The organism is Rhodopirellula sp. SH410 (assembly GCF_055811895.1).
Genome location: NZ_CM147949.1, coordinates 4,639,633 through 4,658,911 on the forward strand (window position 1 = coordinate 4,639,633; position 19,279 = coordinate 4,658,911).

A 19,279-nucleotide genomic window follows, 5' to 3' on the forward strand; every position below is an offset into this window, starting at 1 on the left:
GATCCACTACGCCAGTTATTGATCACGCGTTGCTACGGATCGCCAGACCGACGCGTTCACCTCAGCTCAAGACGAAATCGACGGTCAACAAGCCAACGCGTCGATCGCCGACTGGCCCCTCGTTCCCGAATCCCTGTCGAGCATCACACCGATACTCTGAAAATCACCGGCGACATCGATGATTTTTTCAGCCGCGGCGACATGAACCGGTTGTGTTTGATTCGAGATCCCTTCGTCGCCGCATCCATGCAAGCTTGCTTCTGTGAGTTCACTCACATTCGCGGGCGGAGTTCTTTCCCCCAACCGTGTGTCGTCTCACGAAGTTGCGCGATACTGCTGGACGATGGGAGTCGCAAGGATCCATTGCGAGCTTTATGAGGAATCGTCGGTGTTCTCAGTTGACCGGCTTTCAATTTCTCAAATCGGTTTCGTCACTCACGGCGGAAAGAGGCGGGCAATCGCAATTACTCAGACAGCAACCTCCGTCACCAACACTCTCCATCAACAGAACCAACAGGTCGTCCAATGAAACTCACTTCCCTTGCTACCTTCGCAGTGTTGCCATTTGCATTCGTGTTGCTTGCCGGATGTACGGATGGGGGCGCAATGGCATTTCGCAAGACGTCCTCTAGCGAGATAGATGCTCTCGTGCCTGAGGAACTCGTAATGCAGCCTTCAGAAGCAGGTGACCCGGAGGTGATTCAGCGACAGGAAACGCTCGTCAGCACCGCGTCCGCAGCAATGCCACACGCTCCATCGCTTGTTACCCTTGCACCAGGCGAAGATTTGATAGCAAAGGTCAACAACGCTCACGGACCCGTACTGCTCGATTTCTACGCCGACTGGTGCGGTCCCTGCAAAACACAGGGAAAGATTCTCCACGAAATGGAGCAAGAAGCGGCAACGAGCGGAACTCTGATGATCAAAATCAACATTGACGACCACCCACAGATCGCTGAACAACTACAAGTCGAAGGAATCCCGACGCTGATGATGATCAAGGAAGGTCAGGTCGTGAATCGACAGTCAGGTGTTGCCGACAAACGCAAATTGACACAGTGGATGCAGTAATCAGGTCAAATCAATCGACATTCAACGCCAGCAACGACCTGAGCGGTTGAAAACGTTATCCGCGATATGACGAACGGATCTGGGTGAGCAATGTGGAGGACAACATCAGCGGCTCGCAATCTCGGTTTCAGGTCGAAACGCATACCATGCGAACCAAAACGTATTCATCCAGTGAATTCCGGGATCCGCCTTGACGACTCGAATCGTTTGATCTTCGACGTCGAAGGCAACCGTGAACCTTTTGCTACCGAGCGACTTCTCGATCTGCATCGACTTGCCTCGAAACGCAGAAACGGGAATCGCCAACGCGGCGGCATCATCCCAGACTCCGATCACGCTCTCCTTCAGCGGCAACGCCTTGCTAATTGGCTTTGCCGGAAACATCAGATTGGGCTGTTTGAAGTAACGAGCGTATGGGCTGGCATTGTAATTTCGTCGGTGGCCGGTATCGGATGAAACCACGGTCGTGTTTGGATGACGTTCTTGCCATGCAGCCCACGTGGTAAGCTCCATTGGCAGAACGGTTAACTTCATTCCGGCGCCGGGCCCAGAGACGCCTTCTCCCTTGACCTGCGACCAGAGACTTTCCGTATTGGATCGGTCAAACATCAACACGTTGCTGTTGTAAAGCAAACCGGAGACGCCGAACTCCCGCTCACCAAGCGGAGTCCGGCGATCAAACACGACTGCCGAATCACACAGCGGACAGTAGGTGACCGCAATCGGCACCTCCCCGACTCGATCATTGATAATCTCATGGTAATTCAAAATCGCTAGCGGATAGGGCCCCCATTTACGCCACTTTTGGCTGCCGTCCCGGTCCTCCGCTAAGGATACCAGGAACAATAAGTGACGGGTTTACCGTAGTGGATCTTGTTAAAGATCCTGTTCTGGATGGATCTTTAACAAGATCCACTACGCCAGTTATTGATCCCGCGTTGCTAAGTTCCAGTTTTGCACTTTTTGCTAACTGATATTGGCACGAAAAAGGCGGCCCGTTCCAATGAGATTTGAACCTTCAAACTTTCAAATCCTTTGGCACGGAAGCCGCCCACCATGGAACTTACCAGTTCGTTCGAGACTCTGCTACGCACGTTCTCCCCAGCTTTCACCGCTCCCAGCTTCCAAACGTTTCGCCTGTTGATGACCGGCTGGATTCTGTCAGCCCGACATCGCTATGTCACCGATCTGATTATTTCCAGCGACTCCGTTGGCAACGGGCATTTCTCTGATTACCACCGCTTCTTCTCGCAAGCGGCTTGGGACATCGATCATCTCTGGAAACTGTTGGCCCAGTTGATCCTGAACAACTTGATCGGTGCCGATGCCACGATCGTGCTTTCGGGGGATGACACCCTCTGTCGTAAACGCGGCCTGGGGATCTTTGGTGCTGGAATGCACCACGATGCGTTGAGTTCGTCGAAGTCCAAGAAAATTTGTCACTGGGGGCACGATTGGGTGGACCTGTGCATCGTGATTGCTCATCCATGGTGGGCACCGACGAAAGTCTTTTCTCTGCCGATTTGCATGAGGCTCTATCGCAATCGCCAGGGGCTCGCCAAAGGGAAAGGCAAACGCAAGAAGAATCCCACCGCCGCGCAGGTGCGTGCCGCATCCAAGCAGGCCAAGCAAGCCGCAGCAGCTAAGAAGAAGGCAGCTGAGAACGCCAAGAAGAAAAACAAACCCGATCCAAAAGCCCATAAAACACGGCCTGAACTGATGGCTGAGATGGTGGCCATGGTTGCTGCATGGTTCCCAGATCGCCAGTTCATTCTCGTCGTCGACAGTCTTTACAGCGGCAAGAGCGTGCTGTCGAAGTTGCCTGAGAACTTTGAGTTGATTGGCCCAGTTCATGCCAAGGCGGCGCTCTACTCACCGGCCCCTCAAGAAACAACCGTCCGTCGTGGGCCTCGCCGTAAGAAAGGTGAGCGGTTGAAAGATGCCGCTGCTTGGGAGCAGGACAGTTCACGTTGGCAAACGCTCCACTACGATCAATACGGGCTGCACGGATCGCTGCGGGTGAAAACTCGCACGGGACTGTACTACAAAGCCGGCAACGACCGACTGCTTCGCCTGGTGCTCTCGCAAGACACCGTGGGTCAGCGGCCGACACGAATCTTTTACTGCACCGACGTGTCGATGAAGCCCCAGGAAATTCTTTCGATCTTCTCGCAACGTTGGTCGATTGAAGTGACGCACTTCGATTGCAAGCAACATCTCGGACTAGAAGATCCGGCGAACCGCACTCCCAAAGCGGTCGAACGAACCGCTCCGATGGCGATGTTCCTGTACAGCCTGTCGATCCTGTGGTTCGCGACCGAAGGCCACGAGGAACTCCAGTTTCCGAATCGACCTTGGTACCACTGGAAGTCTGAACCGAGCTTCGCGGACATGCTCACGACGCTACGCCGCAAATCCTGGGAAGAGAAATTATCGGGGGTGTCGCTCGCTGCGACACCCGACGATAATTCCAGACGTCTGCTCACGTTCCTGGCGACGCTCGCCGGATAGCATGCGGAAAGTGCAAAACTGGAACTAAGCGTTGCTTCTCATGATTCATGGTGATCTACCATTTATTTGTTTCGGAACGAGTGGAGTGTATGAATAAGGCACGTGGACGCGTTTCCTTACAAAGTTTTCGCTGGACCACCCACGACGGAATGGGTGAGCGGTGTATCAGTCGATCGACGGCAATCACGTGACGAACGCAGTGCACAACGAAAGTCCAGAAGGAACTGCGGCGAAGGCTATCGAGCAGCCTACGTTCGTGTTCAAACGAACAAACGTGAATCACGCTTCAGGCCTGGCCTATCGCGAATAATCGACGTCAAGATTCGGGTACTTGTGCACGATCTGCTGGAACACGTTCAGCGTGGCACAACGCCCTTACCAGTCGCCTCACTTCGGCGTCCATTGGCGAAGGCATTCACGATAGATCTTGCGAATTCCGGTCGCAACTGGGCATCGTTCCGTAAGGAGTCTCAGCCTCCAACGGCCTCTCCGCGGTTTCCGGTTTGAATGAATAAGATCGCATACCAAAAAGCTTCTTCTCGGAACTTAGAACCGGCGGAAAGTGACTATCGAAAATGGTGGCCGAACGCTCCGCGGTCGATCATTCCGACCGCGGAGCGTTCGGCCACTTATTTTCCACTCGTTCCTAAATTCCGTGAAGAACCACTCAAAATGCCACAGACGATTGCATGTGGATTGAACAATGCGAAGCAACGGGATGCTTCATGCAGCGGCCTTGAGCGTACTGAGGTTTCTCGGCTTTGAGCAGGCCTTCAAGAAACGTCTCGCTGGAATCTTGCCCGGCAAGGGATTGACCTTCGGTGGCGGTCTCGTCAGCACCGAGGCCACCGCGTACGGATGCGCCGAATTCCGGGAGAACAGGTTCAATCACATCGACAAGAGCCCCAAGAAAGACCATCCGAAACTCTGGCGTGTGCCAGCCGGCACCAGTTTTTTTCGCCGCAAGCATTGACTCGCCGACCGTTAGCTGTAACATACAGGTACAACGCTCGCGAGTTTTCACCCCGCGAGTCAGGTGAACAAACGTGCTACCTCAACTCGCATGAGCCGAGTGATATGCCTTCATTAGAAAAACGTCGCGTTCGACTTCCCCGTCTCGCCTTCGTCGTGCGGATACTCTTCGCATTGTTCCTCGTCGGCACGGGGATCATGACGATGGGCTTTGGCGTGAATGGGTATCCCGTTGGCGACCCGCCAAGTGAACTCGATCAATTCATGCTCGCACTTCAGAAAACGGGCTATCTGATCTTTTGGGTTGGCTTCCTCAAGACGGTCGCGGGCGGGCTGATGTTCTTCCCACGGACAACGCCACTCGCGATCCTGATGGCGCTGCCCTATGCGTTCAACATTCTGCTGTACGTGATCTTCTTTGCTCATCAATACCTTGTCGTCGGGCTTCCCGATTTCGCAGCGTGCGTGCTACTGATTTACTGCTACTTTGATTGGTATCGTCCGATCTTTGCTGAGCCGACAACCGCCGCGATACACGATCCTTCCGGAGGGGAACATGCACTTTGACTCAGAATCCTCGCCCGGATTCGCAATCGGGCGTGTCGCCTACCTGATTCGTTCGGGAATGGCTGCGGTGCTCAAGAGTGCTGGTTGGCCGTTTTCGCCAGAGGAAACGCAGACACTGATCACTTTGCTGGATGCCGATAAACGGCTCAGCATGAACGAGTTGGCGTCACTGATGATTCGTGATCCAACGACGGTGAAACGGCAGCTCGATCGACTCGTTGAACGGAAGTTTGTCGAGCGAACCGTATCGAGTGAAGACGCTCGGATCGTGATGGTCGGATTGACTCGCCGCGGCGAGCAGAAACTTCAAACCGTCTTGCCCCTGCTGGACGATTTACGAAAAACCACGCTCAAGGGCATCTCGACCTCAGAGCTGGAAGTGACGCAACACGTTCTGCGAAAGATGCAGAAGAACTTAACCAAACACGTTTCTTAGGAATAGTCACATGAACAAGACCTTCTCTTCTCTCTGCTTCCCTACAAGCTCGCAAACAGTCGGTCTGCTTTGCATTCTTGCACTGACTGCCGGATCTGCCAGCGGACAAACGCAGGTCGCGCCCGACACGGCACTTCGGATGCTCAATGCTCAGCAGCAACAGTTCCACAAGGGTGTAGTCAAAGTTGCGGACAACGTGTTCACCGCGGTTGGATTTCACGGCGCGAACACCTCGATGATCGTCGGGACGGACGGTGTCATCATCGTCGATACTCTCTTCGGTCCGGCCAGTGCGGCCAGCGCCGCGGAAGCTTTCCGGCAATACAGTGACAAGCCGGTCAAGGCGATCATCTACACGCACAGCCATGGCGATCACATCGGCGGAGCCAGTGCCTTTGCTGGTGATGAGAAACCGGATATCTACGCCACCGAAACGTTTGGCTCCGCCGAAGGCGTCAATCAAGCGGTTGATCCGGAAAAGCAGAAGCGAAATATTCGTCAGTTCGGTCGGCAGCTCTCGCCGTCGGAGATTACCAACCGCGGTGTTGCACCAGCGGGCACCGAGGACAGCGACCGCGGCAAAGGATTCCTTCCACCGACCGTCACCGTTCCCAGCAGCGGACTCAAAACGACGATCGCGGGTGTCGACATCGAATTCCACACCGGCCCTGGGGAAACCGACGATGCAATGTATATCTGGCTGCCCAAGGAGAAAGTGCTGTTCGCGGGCGACAACTTTTACAGTTCCTTTCCAAACCTGTATGCGATTCGGGGCACCGCCTATCGCGACGTGCTGGATTGGTCCGAAAGCGTTGCGAAGATGGCCGCACTGAAACCACACGTTGTCGTTCCTGGCCATACGATGCCCATCCAAGGACAGGAAGCGGCGACGACGGCACTGACAGACTACAGCGACGCGATTCGCAGTGTGTACGACCAAACCGTGCGAGGCATTAACGCCGGAAAAGGTCCTGATCAACTCGCTCACGAAGTCAAACTGCCGGAACACCTGAAAGAAAAACCGTATCTGATTCAGTTCTACGGCACGGTACCCCATGCCGTCCGAGCAATCTATTCAGGCCTCTTGGGCTGGTACGACGGAAACCCGACGACCCTGAGTCCGATGGAACCCAAGTTGAAAGCGCACAAGATTGCCGAACTCGCCGGCGGCACACAAAAATTGACCGAGCAAATGAATGCAGCCTTGGCAGCGCAAGACTACCAATGGGCATTGGAGTTGTCGGATCATGTGAAATGGCTGGACGACGGCGACAGCAAATTGGCCCGTAAAGTGAAGATTCAGGCACTCAGAGGGCTGGCTGCACGAGAGTACAACGCGCCAAACCGGAACTATTACCTCAGCTATGCCAACGAACTCGAATCCGGCAAGTTGAGCGAGCTGTGGTTCTAGTGACCACTCATGGGAACATCCGTCCGTCTCAGCAACCCATGGGAACATAAGTGTCGAAGTTGGTAGTGGACGAGGCGACGAGTCCGGAGGCTGAGGACTCGTCGCCTCGTCCACTACGACAGAAATGAATCGTCCGTTGCCTATTTTGAGAAACCAATGTCAGACAAACTCACGATCGGAGTCACTGCCGCCAACGGCCAGCTCGGCTCAGCAACCGTCCACGCCGCTGTCGAGTGCGTCGGCAAGGAAAATGTCGTTGGGCTTGCTCGGACTCCGAGCAAGGCTGAATCGCTAGGCGTGGAGGTCCGACCAGGTGACTATACAGCGAGTGATGAGCTGACAAAGTCATTACAAGGCATTGATAGCCTGCTGCTGGTTTCTGGAATGGACGCGCCAGACAAACGGATTGGTCAACATCGCAACGTCATCGAAGCTGCCAAGGAGGCAGGTGTTTGCAAGATCGTCTACACCAGCATCCAGGGCGCGGAAGAAGGCACTGGGTTTTCACCTATTGTCCAAAGTAATCGTCAGACGGAACAAGACGTTCGCGACAGCGGGCTTGAGTGGGTGATCGGCCGCAATGGTATCTATATTGAACCAGATGTCGATTATATCGAGACCTACAAACAACGTGGTGAGATTGCAAACTGCGCTGGTGACGCAAAGTGCGGCTACACAACTCGCGGCGAACTGGCCTTTGCCTACGCCCGCATGTTGACGGAATCGAAGCATGACGGCCAGACGTACAATCTGCACGGCGAAGCGATCACGCAGCAAAAGTTGGCCGATTACTTGAACGACGCGTTTGGCACGGAACTGAAATATCGCACCATGACAGTTGATGAGTATCGCGAAGACCGAATTGCAGAACTTGGCGAGTTCCTCGGCACGGTAATTGCAGGCATCTATGAAGGCATCCGCAACGGAGCAGCGAACAGCGAAAGCCACTTTTCCCTTGCTACAGGTCGCGAGCATCAAGGTTGGCAAGCATACTTCGACCGGCTCAAGGGTAACTTGGCACAGGCGTAGGACCGTCGCTGCCTCTGTACCTTCTCGTCAACATTGATTCAACAGGACCGACACCATCAATACGCTCGAACAACAGCAGACCAGCGAGAACTTCCTTGCCGATGTCATCGAAGGACTTCAGAAACCGAAGAAAACGCTGCCTTGCAAATACTTCTATGATGGTGCCGGCTCGAGACTGTTTGATGAAATATGCGAACTCGATGAGTACTATCTGACTCGAACGGAACTCGCCATCACGAGTGAAAACGCAGACGCCATCGCACAACAAATGGATCGGCGTGTCATGCTGGTCGAATTCGGCAGCGGCAGCTCGATCAAGACTCGAATTCTGCTGGATGCACTGATCGATCCGGTGGCCTACGTGCCGATCGATGTTTCAGAAGAACATCTTGTGATGACAGCTGACGACTTGCGTTCACGCTATCCTGAAATCGAGATTTGTCCAGTGGTGGCTGACTTTACGAAACCGTTTTCGCTGCCGACAACCAAGGCCCCCTATTCGCACGTGGCCCTCTATTTTCCGGGATCAACGATTGGCAACTACACGCCGGAAGAGGCAGCAGGACTTCTCGCATCGATCGCCAAATTGCTTGGCCCCCAAGGCGGGTTGCTGATTGGCATCGATCTTCAAAAAGATGTGTCCACCATTGTCGCTGCCTACGATGATTCTCAAGGCGTTACCAAACAATTCAATCTAAATCTATTGGTGCGTATCAACCGTGAGCTGGAAGGTGATTTCGTATTGTCCAACTTTCAACACAAAGCGATCTACAACTCGACTGATCATCGCATCGAAATTTCGATTGTCAGTCTTGTGGATCAAAACGTGACGGTCGGAAACACAGTCGTTCATTTTGGGAAAGGCGAGGAGATTCAGACCGAGTATTCGCACAAGTACAGCATTGAGGGTTTCGCCGAACTGGCCAGGCCGCATGGTTTTAGCTTGCACCAACAGTGGACGGACAGCGATCGCCTGTTCGGCTTGCTGCATCTTGTGCTAGATGGAGCGACAGATGAATATGAACGCTGAGAACCCGACTTTGAGCGAACAGTTCGAGAGTGTTCGGCGATTTTCCGATCGCATCACGGCGTCGCTTTCGCCGGAAGATTGCATGGTGCAGTCGATGGAGGATGCGAGCCCAGTGCGTTGGCATCTCGCACATGCGACATGGTTCTTTGAAACGTTTGTACTGAAACAGGAAGCGGATTACACGGTATTTGACGAACACTTCTCCTATCTGTTCAACTCCTATTACAACGCGATTGGCGAGCAATTCCCCCGACCCAACCGGGGAACCATCTCGCGGCCTGGACTCGATTGCGTTCGGGAGTATCGCCGTTACGTTGATCGGGAGTTGCTCAGCAGATTGCAATCGCCCGACTTCGCCGCTCGACATGCTGAAACGATCACCGTAGGCTTGAACCACGAGCAACAGCATCAGGAATTGATCCTGACGGACATCAAGAATGCGTTGGCGTCCAATCCGATGTTGCCCGTGTACGAAGACCGCGAATTTGCGTCGTCAAATGGAACGACGGATTCGTGGGCAGAGATCACCGATGGCAAATACGACGTCGGACACGATGGAGATGGGTTTTGTTTCGACAATGAATTGCCTCGTCACACGGTATTTCTTCCGGCATTTCGTGTCTCGTTGAATTTGACGACCTGTGGACAGTTCATTGAGTTCATCAACGATGGGGGATACGAACGACCGGAGTTATGGCTCTCACTCGGCTGGAACGCGGTCAAGGAACGGAGTTGGAACGCACCGCTCTACTGGATGCGCCGAGATGGTCGATGGATGCAATTCACGTTGGCAGGGCTTACGCCGGTCGATCCCAATTGGCCCATTTGTCATGTCAGCTATTTTGAGGCGGATGCGTTCGCACGATGGGCTGGCAAACGACTCCCAACCGAATTTGAATGGGAGGTAGCATGCCGAAGTACTAACAGCACTTGCAGTGACGCTGACTCAGGCCAATTCGCTGACGAGTTGTTTGCTAACAACGTTCCTATTCATCCGACGTTGTCGTCGGGTGGATTTCTTGGTTCGGTTTGGCAGTGGACGGCGAGTAGCTATCATGCCTATCCCGGTTACCACCCGCCGCCCGGTGCGATTGGCGAATACAACGGAAAGTTCATGTGTAATCAATACGTCCTGCGTGGAGGAAGCGTGGCGACGTCGCGTTCGCATATTCGCGACTCCTACCGCAACTTTTTCCCAGCGGATGCACGCTGGCAGTTTTCGGGCTTTCGATTGGCCGAATAACCGGAGGTCGTCGATCCACAATTTCCACGACACGTTTCAAACCTCAACGGAGAGAACCAATATGAACCGAGCCTACTTTCCATTGATCCTGCTGCTCGTAGCGGCCCCCGTTTTTGCACAAGACAATGCTGCGACCCGAAAGCTGACGCAACAATCAAAACAGCTTGAAGAACATTCGTCAAAGTCGCTGACAAAGTCCACGTCGCAGTCGGCCTCAGCCCCGCGAATGTTTCGATGCTCGTTGGTGAGGATGGCGTTGTCATTGTCGATACGGGAATGACGCGAGACGACGCGGATCGTATCGTGGCGGAGGTTCGCAAGATCACCGACGAACCGGTCAAGGCGATCATCTTTCGCAACGCGAGATCAATAACTGGCGTAGTGGATCTTGTTAAAGATCCATCCAGAACAGGATCTTTAACAAGATCCACTACGTTAAACCCGCCACTTATTCCTTACGCACTCACATGGTGACCATACCGGCGACGTGACTTCGTTTCTTGGAGCAGAGCGACCGCAAATCTGGGCTCACCACAACTTCCGCAGCGAATACCGTCCATTGACGGATGCTGGTGTTACGTTTCAATCAGTACGAGCAGCAAGGCAAGCTGGATTCAAGTTGCCACCGGAGCAACGGATCAACATGGTCAACGCAACCGCTCGCAACGACTACCTCACCGTCGCCCGCGAGCTACGGGAATGAATTCGGCTTTAAGCGATGCACAAACACGACGAAAAAACCAATGAACGGCGAAGCGAATCTACAGACATTGCTGCAAACCATGCGTCCCGAACTCCAAGATGGCGAGTTCGTGTTTTGCTCATTGGAACCAGCGGTCGTGTCCAAACTTTCCCTTTCCCCCATCGGTCAGTTTCTCGAAGACGAGGGCTTGACGTTGATTCTTGCGAAGGACGAAGCGGAAGCGAACCATCTCGACTTCACGTTTCCTTGCAGGAAGATCACTCTCAAAGTGCACTCCAGCCTGGAGGCAATTGGTTTCCTTGCCGTCGTCACTGAAAAACTCGCTGAACAAGGCATCAGCGTCAACGCAATCTCGGCCTACTTCCATGACCACCTGTTTGTCCCGTCCGAAAAAGCCAAAGAAGCGATGCGTGTATTGAGCGATGTGGTCGAGCAATCGTGTCGCTCGTAGTTCGAGTCCGAGACGTTGTCTCGAAAATCAGTGCCGACACGATGATCACCTTTTTACCTTCGCGTGATGACTGCTCCCCTCTCAGCGGCGAAGCACCTACGAATCAGTGATGGGATACCCTCCCCGAAATTTGCCGATGGAAGCTGGCCCCGGTAACCGCGTGAAACGCGAAGCGTTTCGAGAACCGAGGTCAGCGTCCCACGGCCAGTTCAACACGGAACCCTCTGCATCGGCGTTCAGCCGGGATCGCGGGGAACTTCCTTTCCAACACACTAAACTGCAGCCACCCACGAAACCACGTATTCACCCCATTCTCAAAACCATCCAAAGATGACAAGCAATATGAAAACTGGAACACTACTACTGCTCGCGACATGCACCTTGCTCTTCGCAGGCTGCAAGAATGACTCAAGTGAGGCACTCACAAAAGCAGAGCCTCCAAAAGGTGGCGAAAAGAAAATACTATTTGTGGTTACTAGCCATGACGAAAAAGGAGACACTGGAGAAAAGACTGGCTACTACCTAGGAGAAGTATCTCACCCATGGGAAGTATTGCATTCCGCTGGTTACGAAATTGACTTCGTAAGCCCGAAAGGCGGAAAAGCACCCGTGGATGCGTTTGACATGAGTGACCCGATTAACAAGAAATTCTGGGACAATGATGTCTATCGCAACAAAATTGAAAACACAAAGCAACCCAGCAAAGTCAACCCAGACGACTATGTGGCGATTCATTATGCAGGAGGACATGGAGCCATGTGGGACTTCGCTGACAACAATGCCATTGCCGAGATCGCACGAAAGATCTATGAAAACAATGGTGTCGTGAGTGCCGTCTGTCACGGACCGGCTGGTCTTGTAAACATCCGATTGAGCGATGGAACGTATCTGGTCGATGGAAAACAAGTGAATGCCTTCACCAACGAAGAAGAAGTCAAGGTAGAACTCGAGGAAGTCGTTCCGTTTCTGTTGGAAGACAAATTAATTGAGCGTGGGGCGATTTTTGAAAAATCGGAACCCTTTAAAGAACACGTAGCGGTCGACCAAAGATTGATAACTGGCCAGAATCCCCAATCGGCCAAGAATGTTGGCATGGCGACCTTGAAGGAGCTGCAAACGTTGAAAGAAGCGTCCGAGTAGCACGCGAAAACAGAATCAGTCGCGGGGTGCTAGGAAACGCAAGTGGTGAGCGGCATGTGCAGTGTGAATTTCCTCAATCCGCTCACGCGGTAATCGCCCAAACGCGGGATGCGGAGCATAGTCACCAAGGTGAGCGTAGAACCGAACCACGCTCGCAGCAAAAGCCTCTACTTCTCGAACGTCATCCAGTTCCGCTGGCGGAACAAACATCGACGCCGTACGAATTCCGCGAGGTGAATCGCCGCTAAGAACTTTCGGCAAGAGAATCCGTCGCATTACAGGACGCAAACACGCAAACAGCGACATCCACTTCGGATAAGGAACGCGGGATCAATAACTGGCGTAGTGGATCTTGTCAAAGATCCATCCAGACCAGGATCTTTAACAAGATCCACTACGGTAAACCCGTCACTTATTGTTCATGGTATCCTAACCATCCACACTCGGATCTTGCACGAGTGCCAGATGGCGGCAAATTTGCCCGAGTGACCAGTTGCCATTCCGGTTGTATCCGCTCTTCAGTAACGACCGAGCCTCGTCGATCGCTGCGTTCAGATCGTCGAAGCGAAGTTCACGTAGTTGTTCCATGCGGTTAGTCTAACGCGATCGAGTCGTGCTGCAACGACATCGTCGCATCCATGTACGGCAGATTGAACGTTGCCCTCGCCACGCGAACAGCAACTTTACTCTCGGCGTCGAGCGAAAAGAACCACACGCCCGGCTTGCCATCGACGCTCACGTACGTCCGCACGTTCAGTTCCAAAAAACGACTCAGCCCCGGAATCAGCGGAACCCAACGTGGTGCGATGTTCGACATCAAAAACGGCACCACGCCGACCCACGCTTTCCCATCCAGGGTGTCCAACGTCACTCCGTCCGGCAGATGCTTGACGACCAACTCCGGCTCGACCGGCCAATGAGCGAACAACAAATCCGACCAAGTCATCCGCATCACCCAAGGCTGCTTCGGCAGCGGCCACGTTCGATCGGTTTGCCTTTCGTCACGCACCGCCATCACACAAATCCTTGATCGCCGTTTCCAGTTCGGGAAAACGAAACGCGAAGCCCTCATCCGCCAATCGCATCCGTCACCGGGACCGGGGTCGGCCAGTTCGTCCCAGCGTGATTCAAGTAAATCGGTTCATCCATGCTTTCTATTCACCTTGCTCATTGAAACGACCGGTCTTCACTTCGTACTGGTCGGGGACATGAAAGATCCGCCAGTACGGATGCACGGCAGTGGTCACTTCTTTGTTGGGAGACTCCAGCGGCAACCCTTCGCGGCACCAACCCAGAATCCCGTCGCGATAGTTCGTCGCGTCCACACCGGCGGCAACCAGCTTCCGAGCGTACAGATAGCTGCGTCCGCCGACAGTGCAATAAACCACGACCCTCCGGCCGGCCAACTCACCCGCGTCAGCCTCGTATTCCTGCTGCGTCATTGCCCCAGGGATTCGAGACACCGCAAGTTCCGAATCGCTGCGAACATCAACCAGCACCACAGGCGATTTATCAAGACTCAACGCCGAGCGAAGATCCGACGTCGTGGTCGTTCCCACCTCCGGCCGTCCCATCAACCGCCGCACCATCTCGATGGCTCCGAAGCCGCCATTGCAAAGTCGAATGGTCAGGTCACCCAGTGGCATCACGATTCACCTGGTCGCTATCCGCGACCACCCTCGCAGCACGTCTCGCAAATCCGATGGCATTTCGTGCATTGCAACTTGCCACGAATGTCAATCAAGCCGCCACCGCAGACCGGACAAGCCGGGTCACAGGACGACGCCCGAGTCTCTTTGGGCGGCTGTTCTTCGGAATCGTTCTGCATCGTCTTATGTTCTCCTTCTCGCGTGATGGTGAGTTATCTTAGCTGCTTGCCGAGGGTGTCGGGTTGGTGTGTAGCAGATTCGGAGTGCCACACGTTTCGCAATCACGATAGAAGCAGCTGCCTTTCTTGCGAAGTTTGGCTTTGCTTCCACAAACCTCACATTTTTGTGGAACCGTTTTCTTGGCATCGCATTTTCGACAATGAACATAGTAGCCGTAGCGGCCATACAAGATCTCGACTTCAGCATCAGAGCACGCGTCGCATTTCACAGGAAAAGCAACCGTTTCCAAATTCTTGTCTTTTGAAACTGCTTCCGGAGTCGCCCTGACGCTGGCTTTCGGCGACGGCCTATTTCGGCGCGGCGGGACAACGGTCGCAACTTGGTCTATCAGGAAATTCTTGATCGACTCCATTTCTTGGTCCGTAAAGGGACCGACATGGTGATCTTCTAGCCGCTTCCCATCATCGCTTCCAGCCGTGAGATATCTTACAAAACCTTTCACTCCTTGTGTCTTTTGATAGAGCTCGGTTTTCCCAAGAACCTCCCTGACGACTCGTTCCGCCTTCATCAGTTCGGGTGGATTCGATCCATTGCGTTCAATCACACCTTTGTCCGAGATCGCGACAAAAACCTGAAAGCGTTCATCTCCGAACTCAGGCTGCAACTTGCCGAGTAGCTTTTTCGGCCGCAGCGATGCCTTAGTATCGTTGAGCAAATTCTGCAGCAACTGAGCCTGCAAGCGTGCCTGTTCGACGGGAGACCTCATGCCAGACCGTTTGCCACCGTATCTCCGAACAAACTCATGATGTTCATTGACTTCCACGGTTCCGGTGACCGATTTGCTCTCCACGATTATGAAACCGAAGCGATGAACAACCAGATGATCGATCTGTGCCCGCTCGCCACCTCGTTCTAGAGTGACGTCATTCAAAATGAAAACGTCGAGACTCTCGCCAAACGCACGTCGCAGAAAAAAGGCCATCTGCTTTTCCGCCTCATAACCCGCGTTTCCCATTGGATCCGTCGGCCGGGCAGATTCCTTTTCTTTTACGATCATAAGTTACTCACAGAAGGGAAATAGTTCTCAAGGAGGAAAACGCTGTGCATGTCAGAAAAATAATATTTGGCTGTGGATATGGGAACGTGTCGATCAAGCAAACGAATTCACCGATCACTCGCAATTCTTCCGCCATATCAGCAGCCACCTCGATCGGATTATATTCGTTGTTGAGTAGTAGAATAGGGACAGGCAATGAATCGTTGCCTTCGATCGCGGCTCGCGTACCATTTCCGATGGTTTCGCTGCTCAAAACCGTGACGCTGACGGAGGTGACCCGCTCGGAAAACCTCCCACTTTGATTCCATCCGGGGGCGCTGCTGCGCCGAAATTGGAGAATCGGATCAGAACCAGCCCGATGCTCGGTGGCGGCATTCTGCGGGGACCGGATCGTAGTTAAATCGGCCGAAAAACAAACCGCAGCCCGGACCGAAAAATGGGTGGCTCTCCTCTCTCTCGCTCTTTCCTGCTCTTCCGGTGATCAACTTCGTCTGGACGTGCGACCTGTCCGAGTCCGAAATAAACGCGATGACGAAATACTACGGCGTCGAACTACCGGCGTTTGCCGAATATCTCGGGACGCTGGGACTTCGCGATAACGACGGAAAGAACAAGCCAGTCTGGAAACGCGTGCGAGAAAACGTGGCAAATCGAGCAGACTGAAACGCGTTTACAATGCCACCCTTGCCATCGGTGCGACAACGGCATTCTTCGACGTAGTCATTGCCTAGCCGAACGAGGCCGATTTTCGATAACCAGTGGAGGGACTCGCCGCCTCGTCCACTACGCCAGCGTTTGGTTGCTCGCGCCAACTGTGCGACGTAAACTGTCTGTCAGCTTTCAAGTTGTTTAATCGCCAGCGAGGATAGGATGGCTTCCGAATTCAAGGTGAAGCATTTCAAAGTTCACGGTTCTGCTGACGACGAAATTACGATCCATCAGTGGGAGTCGGTCAAACACACTTGGCCGCGTCACTCACACCCCGAATACAAACTGGGCGTCTCCGAAGGCGGGACGGGCACGTTCTTCTATCGGGGCGAGCGATACCACACCGGACCGGGAAAGCTACTTGCCATCCACCCCAACGAGGTACACACCTGCACAGCGACAGGGGCATGGCGGTATCTCTATGCTGCCCCAAGTGTCATCGCGAGCATCGTAAAAACGTTTGACCGCAATGGTGATATCGAACCCTTGTTGCTGCCTCCGGTCATCGACGATGCTCAACTTGCAGAACTCGTTTTGCAGGCTCACCGGGCGATGGACGACGGAGCTTCGCAATTGGACCAGGAATCTGCGTTCTATGAAGCAATCTGTGAAGTCCTGGTTCGACACGCATCATTGCCCGACCTACCGAAGCAGGAAGAGCGTGCGAACATCTGACCATCAAATAATCTCATTACAGACACAAACAGGACAAATATCCGATGGACCTACAACTAAACAACCAAACAGCCTTGGTCACTGCATCGACGGGTGGCATTGGCCTGGCGATCGGGACTCGCTTGGCTGCCGAAGGGGCAACCACCATCATCAACGGTCGCAGCAATTCGAGCGTTGACAAAGCGATTAACACAATTCGCCAAAGCAATCCGAAGGCCGACCTGGTCGGACTGGTGTCCGACAACGGGACCGTCGAAGGTGTCGCTCAAACGATCGCCGAACATCCACAACTCGATATCCTCGTCAACAACCTGGGCATTTTTGAGGCGGTCGATTTCTTCGATCTGACGGACGAAGCCTGGCAACACATTTTCGACATCAACGTGATGAGTGGCGTGCGTCTTGCCCGGCATTACCTCAAGCAAATGCTGGAGCAAAACACTGGACGCATCATTTTCATCAGCAGCGAATCCGGCGTCGTGCCGGCTCCTGAAATGCCACACTACGCGATGACCAAAACAGCGCAGCTTGCCGTCTCACGTAGTCTGGCTCAGTTGACCAAAGGAACCGCTGTTACCGTGAACACCGTGATGCCGGGTTCGACGTTGACCCCAGGCGTAAAGGAATTCGTCAGCAATCTGTTTCCGGATGAGCCATATGAATCGGCCGAAAAACGATTCATGGCAGACAACCGGCCGACCTCGCTGATTCAGAGATTGATCGAACCAGAAGAGATTGCCAACATGGTTGCGTTTGTTGCCAGCCCACTCGCATCGGCGATCAACGGAGCACCAATACGAGTCGACGGTGGCATCATTCCAACGATTGCGTGAAGCGAGCTACCGCGACACCGGTCAACCCAGCGCGGCCCCAGTGCGGGATCTGCACGCGACCGACCTGCATCTTCTCGGCATCGACCATGAAGGATTCCGTTTCCGCTTTCAGGGCCTGGACCACAAACTGACCGGTGTCGAAGAGTTCCATCTCGTCACCGATATCCTCCGATGAATTTTTTTGCCCACTTCCTCTCGCCTGAATTCCCGAACACGCGGGCCGAAGTGGCGGGAATCATCTTCTTGCCTCTTTCGCTTTGAAGAGACGGAGGCGTTCAGACCCGGTAAACTGATGGTGATTTGCTTCTCCGGTCGCTCTTTTCTTTGCGAACTCTCCATGAAAATGCTTAATATCGATTGCTGGGCCGTATCCATTTTGCTGCCGTTGTCCTGCTTGCTCTGGGCTGGCTCTGTGGCCTTTGCTCAGCAACCCCACCCCCCGCATGGCACCCGTTCGGTCGCGCGCTGTCAAGTCATTCCTCAAGTAGGACATCAGGTTTCCATGCAAATCGATGGAGTTGAAAAATTGCGATGGAATTTCAGCGAGACATATGCGCGACCGTTCTTCTTTCCGCTCAACGGTCCCTCAGGAACCTCGCTGACGAGGATCGGCCATCCAGGTGCCCCGGACCATGACCATCATCTCAGCGTTTGGTTTGCGCATCACGACGTGGACGGTCATAGCTTTTGGAATAACAACGCTCGAACGAAGGTCGTTCAGAAGGAATGGTTGGCTTACCAGGATGGTGAGGACGCGGCCACGATCGCGGTCGCCAATCAGTGGTGGGATGAGGAAGGGACGCTGCGGCTGGAACAACAGGTGATCGCTTCTCTAATTCCGATCGCCCAAGGCGAGTCGCTATTGGAACTACAGACCACGTTGTCAGCTCCCCCGAACGTTGCGTCGGTGACGCTGGGTAAAACAAACTTCGGATTACTTGCGGTTCGTGTTGCCAAAGATTTGTCGGTCGATTTCGGCGACGGGCAACTGACCAGCAGTGAGGGGAGAACGGGTGAACCAGCAAATTTTCAACTGTCTGCTCGCTGGATGGACTACAGCGGTTCGGTTGGATCCGGTAGCGGCGATGAGCGAAAGATTATTCGTGAAGGCATCACCTACCACGATCATCCGAGCAACCCCGGGTACCCGAGCGGATGGCATGTTCGCGCCGATGGCTGGATGGCAGCCTCCCTCACGATGCGAGAACCGATTCAGATCCAACAGGGGAAACCGCTGACGGTCCGTTATTTGTTGCACACACATGCGGCCGATCTGGCTAGCGAGAGGGCCAACATCATTCATTCCGCGTTCGCATCTCGTCCTGGCTGGGAACTAAAAAAAGCTCCTCGTGCGAATACCGCTTGGGAAGTGGTTCGCCAAGGCTTGTAGCGAATTCAGTGTTGACCACGCCACCGGCAAATCATACGGACAAAGTGACGGTCGATCGAATCGCCCATCATGTAGTGAATGTCGGAAGAAGAGATCAGGATACCAGGAACAATAAGTGACGGGTTTACCGTAGTGGATCTTGTTAAGACGGAACCGACATTAGGTGGCTTTGCTGCGGGCGACTTTTTTTGGTGGTGCAAAATTTTTTAGCCGGGGCCTCTCT

General features: G+C 53.7%; 23 protein-coding genes and 2 pseudogenes. 17 read left to right on the plus strand and 8 right to left on the minus strand.

Going from position 1 to position 19,279, the window contains the following annotated elements; translation table 11 throughout:
- Positions 1–84: 84 nt before the first annotated feature.
- The gene (locus SH410x_RS16925) at positions 85–276 is read right to left on the minus strand and encodes a hypothetical protein (protein ID WP_473669142.1); all 192 of its coding nucleotides are present in this window, start codon (positions 274–276) and stop codon (positions 85–87) included.
- A 249-nt stretch (positions 277–525) separates the two neighbouring features.
- Between SH410x_RS16925 and SH410x_RS16930 the strand changes: the two genes are divergently transcribed.
- The gene (locus SH410x_RS16930) at positions 526–1,071 is read left to right on the plus strand and encodes a thioredoxin family protein (protein WP_473669144.1); all 546 of its coding nucleotides are present in this window, start codon (positions 526–528) and stop codon (positions 1,069–1,071) included.
- A 105-nt stretch (positions 1,072–1,176) separates the two neighbouring features.
- Here the strand turns inward: SH410x_RS16930 and SH410x_RS16935 are convergent, their stop codons facing one another.
- On the minus strand, positions 1,177–1,917 hold the full coding sequence (locus SH410x_RS16935; RefSeq protein ID WP_473669146.1) for a DUF3179 domain-containing protein: 741 nt from the start codon (positions 1,915–1,917) through the stop codon (positions 1,177–1,179).
- Between the two features lie 210 nt (positions 1,918–2,127).
- Here SH410x_RS16935 and SH410x_RS16940 point away from each other — a divergent pair, with 210 nt between their 5' ends.
- The 12 genes and pseudogenes from SH410x_RS16940 to SH410x_RS16995 all read left to right on the plus strand — a co-directional run bounded on the left by SH410x_RS16940 (position 2,128) and on the right by SH410x_RS16995 (position 12,564).
- Positions 2,128–3,582, plus strand: coding sequence for an IS701 family transposase (locus tag SH410x_RS16940; RefSeq protein WP_473669018.1), 1,455 nt, complete (start codon positions 2,128–2,130; stop codon positions 3,580–3,582).
- Positions 3,583–4,300: 718 nt separating this feature from the next.
- Positions 4,301–4,555: a hypothetical protein gene (locus SH410x_RS16945; RefSeq protein WP_473669148.1), complete on the plus strand. Its 255-nt coding sequence runs from the start codon at positions 4,301–4,303 to the stop codon at positions 4,553–4,555.
- Positions 4,556–4,659: 104 nt separating this feature from the next.
- Complete coding sequence (locus tag SH410x_RS16950) at positions 4,660–5,121, plus strand: hypothetical protein (RefSeq protein WP_473669150.1); 462 nt, start codon at positions 4,660–4,662, stop codon at positions 5,119–5,121.
- Complete coding sequence (locus SH410x_RS16955) at positions 5,111–5,557, plus strand: MarR family winged helix-turn-helix transcriptional regulator (RefSeq protein WP_473669152.1); 447 nt, start codon at positions 5,111–5,113, stop codon at positions 5,555–5,557. Before SH410x_RS16950 ends, SH410x_RS16955 begins: the two co-directional genes overlap by 11 nt.
- Positions 5,558–5,567: 10 nt before the next feature.
- Positions 5,568–6,968: an alkyl sulfatase dimerization domain-containing protein gene (locus tag SH410x_RS16960; protein ID WP_473669154.1), complete on the plus strand. Its 1,401-nt coding sequence runs from the start codon at positions 5,568–5,570 to the stop codon at positions 6,966–6,968.
- A 156-nt stretch (positions 6,969–7,124) separates the two neighbouring features.
- A complete protein-coding gene (locus tag SH410x_RS16965; protein ID WP_473669156.1) occupies positions 7,125–7,997 on the plus strand; it encodes an SDR family oxidoreductase in 873 nt (290 codons plus the stop codon).
- Between the two features lie 136 nt (positions 7,998–8,133).
- Positions 8,134–9,027, plus strand: coding sequence for an L-histidine N(alpha)-methyltransferase (gene egtD / locus SH410x_RS16970; protein ID WP_473677331.1), 894 nt, complete (start codon positions 8,134–8,136; stop codon positions 9,025–9,027).
- Positions 9,011–10,270, plus strand: a complete 1,260-nt coding sequence (egtB, locus tag SH410x_RS16975; protein WP_473669158.1) for an ergothioneine biosynthesis protein EgtB — start codon at positions 9,011–9,013, stop codon at positions 10,268–10,270. Before egtD ends, egtB begins: the two co-directional genes overlap by 17 nt.
- Positions 10,271–10,504: 234 nt before the next feature.
- Positions 10,505–10,744 (plus strand): hypothetical protein, encoded by a 240-nt coding sequence (locus tag SH410x_RS16980; RefSeq protein WP_473669160.1) that lies wholly within the window; start codon positions 10,505–10,507, stop codon positions 10,742–10,744.
- A pseudogene (locus SH410x_RS16985) lies at positions 10,728–10,973 on the plus strand (hypothetical protein); the annotation flags it as partial. The gene SH410x_RS16980 and the pseudogene SH410x_RS16985, both read left to right, overlap by 17 nt.
- Before the next feature lie 40 nt (positions 10,974–11,013).
- On the plus strand, positions 11,014–11,424 hold the full coding sequence (locus SH410x_RS16990) for an ACT domain-containing protein (RefSeq protein WP_473669162.1): 411 nt from the start codon (positions 11,014–11,016) through the stop codon (positions 11,422–11,424).
- A gap of 342 nt (positions 11,425–11,766) precedes the next feature.
- A complete protein-coding gene (locus tag SH410x_RS16995) occupies positions 11,767–12,564 on the plus strand; it encodes a type 1 glutamine amidotransferase domain-containing protein (protein WP_473669164.1) in 798 nt (265 codons plus the stop codon).
- A gap of 15 nt (positions 12,565–12,579) precedes the next feature.
- Here the strand turns inward: SH410x_RS16995 and SH410x_RS17000 are convergent.
- The 5 genes and pseudogenes from SH410x_RS17000 to SH410x_RS17020 all read right to left on the minus strand — a co-directional run bounded on the left by SH410x_RS17000 (position 12,580) and on the right by SH410x_RS17020 (position 15,450).
- A pseudogene (locus SH410x_RS17000) lies at positions 12,580–13,152 on the minus strand (DUF1569 domain-containing protein).
- A 4-nt stretch (positions 13,153–13,156) separates the two neighbouring features.
- Complete coding sequence (locus SH410x_RS17005; RefSeq protein WP_473669166.1) at positions 13,157–13,579, minus strand: YqjF family protein; 423 nt, start codon at positions 13,577–13,579, stop codon at positions 13,157–13,159.
- Positions 13,566–13,649 carry a DUF1731 domain-containing protein gene (locus SH410x_RS17010; protein ID WP_473677332.1) on the minus strand — a complete coding sequence of 28 codons (84 nt, stop codon included), beginning with the start codon at positions 13,647–13,649 and terminating at the stop codon, positions 13,566–13,568. The genes SH410x_RS17005 and SH410x_RS17010 overlap by 14 nt, the downstream gene beginning before the upstream one ends.
- Positions 13,650–13,718: 69 nt before the next feature.
- Positions 13,719–14,210 (minus strand): rhodanese-like domain-containing protein, encoded by a 492-nt coding sequence (locus SH410x_RS17015; protein ID WP_473669168.1) that lies wholly within the window; start codon positions 14,208–14,210, stop codon positions 13,719–13,721.
- Between the two features lie 220 nt (positions 14,211–14,430).
- Positions 14,431–15,450 (minus strand): nuclease-related domain-containing protein, encoded by a 1,020-nt coding sequence (locus SH410x_RS17020; protein ID WP_473669170.1) that lies wholly within the window; start codon positions 15,448–15,450, stop codon positions 14,431–14,433.
- A 477-nt stretch (positions 15,451–15,927) separates the two neighbouring features.
- Here SH410x_RS17020 and SH410x_RS17025 point away from each other — a divergent pair, with 477 nt between their 5' ends.
- The 3 genes from SH410x_RS17025 (at position 15,928) to SH410x_RS17035 (ending at position 17,666) form a co-directional block, all read left to right on the plus strand.
- Positions 15,928–16,113, plus strand: a complete 186-nt coding sequence (locus SH410x_RS17025; RefSeq protein ID WP_473669172.1) for a hypothetical protein — start codon at positions 15,928–15,930, stop codon at positions 16,111–16,113.
- Positions 16,114–16,320: 207 nt separating this feature from the next.
- On the plus strand, positions 16,321–16,833 hold the full coding sequence (locus SH410x_RS17030; protein ID WP_473669174.1) for an AraC family ligand binding domain-containing protein: 513 nt from the start codon (positions 16,321–16,323) through the stop codon (positions 16,831–16,833).
- 44 nt (positions 16,834–16,877) lie between these two features.
- The gene (locus SH410x_RS17035; RefSeq protein ID WP_473669177.1) at positions 16,878–17,666 is read left to right on the plus strand and encodes an SDR family NAD(P)-dependent oxidoreductase; all 789 of its coding nucleotides are present in this window, start codon (positions 16,878–16,880) and stop codon (positions 17,664–17,666) included.
- Here SH410x_RS17035 and SH410x_RS17040 read toward each other — a convergent pair.
- Entirely contained in the window at positions 17,647–17,817 is a 171-nt protein-coding gene (locus tag SH410x_RS17040) for a hypothetical protein (protein ID WP_473669179.1), read from the minus strand. The genes SH410x_RS17035 and SH410x_RS17040 overlap by 20 nt on opposite strands.
- 186 nt (positions 17,818–18,003) lie before the next feature.
- Between SH410x_RS17040 and SH410x_RS17045 the strand changes: the two genes are divergently transcribed.
- Positions 18,004–19,056: a DUF6807 domain-containing protein gene (locus tag SH410x_RS17045; RefSeq protein ID WP_473669181.1), complete on the plus strand. Its 1,053-nt coding sequence runs from the start codon at positions 18,004–18,006 to the stop codon at positions 19,054–19,056.
- Positions 19,057–19,279 lie beyond the last annotated feature (223 nt).

Bases quoted from the DNA above. Each gene is read 5' to 3' on its own strand.
- SH410x_RS16940 (WP_473669018.1), top strand. From the start codon at position 2,128: ATGGAACTTACCAGTTCGTTCGAGACTCTGCTACGCACGTTCTCCCCA.
- SH410x_RS17010 (WP_473677332.1), bottom strand. From the start codon at position 13,649: ATGCGATTGGCGGATGAGGGCTTCGCGTTTCGTTTTCCCGAACTGGAA.
- SH410x_RS16990 (WP_473669162.1), top strand. From the start codon at position 11,014: ATGAACGGCGAAGCGAATCTACAGACATTGCTGCAAACCATGCGTCCC.
- SH410x_RS16945 (WP_473669148.1), top strand. From the start codon at position 4,301: ATGCTTCATGCAGCGGCCTTGAGCGTACTGAGGTTTCTCGGCTTTGAG.
- SH410x_RS16960 (WP_473669154.1), top strand. From the start codon at position 5,568: ATGAACAAGACCTTCTCTTCTCTCTGCTTCCCTACAAGCTCGCAAACA.
- SH410x_RS17040 (WP_473669179.1), bottom strand. From the start codon at position 17,817: ATGGAACTCTTCGACACCGGTCAGTTTGTGGTCCAGGCCCTGAAAGCG.
- SH410x_RS17045 (WP_473669181.1), top strand. From the start codon at position 18,004: ATGAAAATGCTTAATATCGATTGCTGGGCCGTATCCATTTTGCTGCCG.
- SH410x_RS17030 (WP_473669174.1), top strand. From the start codon at position 16,321: ATGGCTTCCGAATTCAAGGTGAAGCATTTCAAAGTTCACGGTTCTGCT.
- SH410x_RS17020 (WP_473669170.1), bottom strand. From the start codon at position 15,450: ATGATCGTAAAAGAAAAGGAATCTGCCCGGCCGACGGATCCAATGGGA.
- SH410x_RS16930 (WP_473669144.1), top strand. From the start codon at position 526: ATGAAACTCACTTCCCTTGCTACCTTCGCAGTGTTGCCATTTGCATTC.
- SH410x_RS17015 (WP_473669168.1), bottom strand. From the start codon at position 14,210: ATGCCACTGGGTGACCTGACCATTCGACTTTGCAATGGCGGCTTCGGA.
- SH410x_RS16995 (WP_473669164.1), top strand. From the start codon at position 11,767: ATGAAAACTGGAACACTACTACTGCTCGCGACATGCACCTTGCTCTTC.
- SH410x_RS16965 (WP_473669156.1), top strand. From the start codon at position 7,125: ATGTCAGACAAACTCACGATCGGAGTCACTGCCGCCAACGGCCAGCTC.
- SH410x_RS17005 (WP_473669166.1), bottom strand. From the start codon at position 13,579: ATGGCGGTGCGTGACGAAAGGCAAACCGATCGAACGTGGCCGCTGCCG.
- SH410x_RS16950 (WP_473669150.1), top strand. From the start codon at position 4,660: ATGCCTTCATTAGAAAAACGTCGCGTTCGACTTCCCCGTCTCGCCTTC.
- SH410x_RS17035 (WP_473669177.1), top strand. From the start codon at position 16,878: ATGGACCTACAACTAAACAACCAAACAGCCTTGGTCACTGCATCGACG.
- SH410x_RS16955 (WP_473669152.1), top strand. From the start codon at position 5,111: ATGCACTTTGACTCAGAATCCTCGCCCGGATTCGCAATCGGGCGTGTC.
- egtB (WP_473669158.1), top strand. From the start codon at position 9,011: ATGAATATGAACGCTGAGAACCCGACTTTGAGCGAACAGTTCGAGAGT.
- SH410x_RS16980 (WP_473669160.1), top strand. From the start codon at position 10,505: ATGCTCGTTGGTGAGGATGGCGTTGTCATTGTCGATACGGGAATGACG.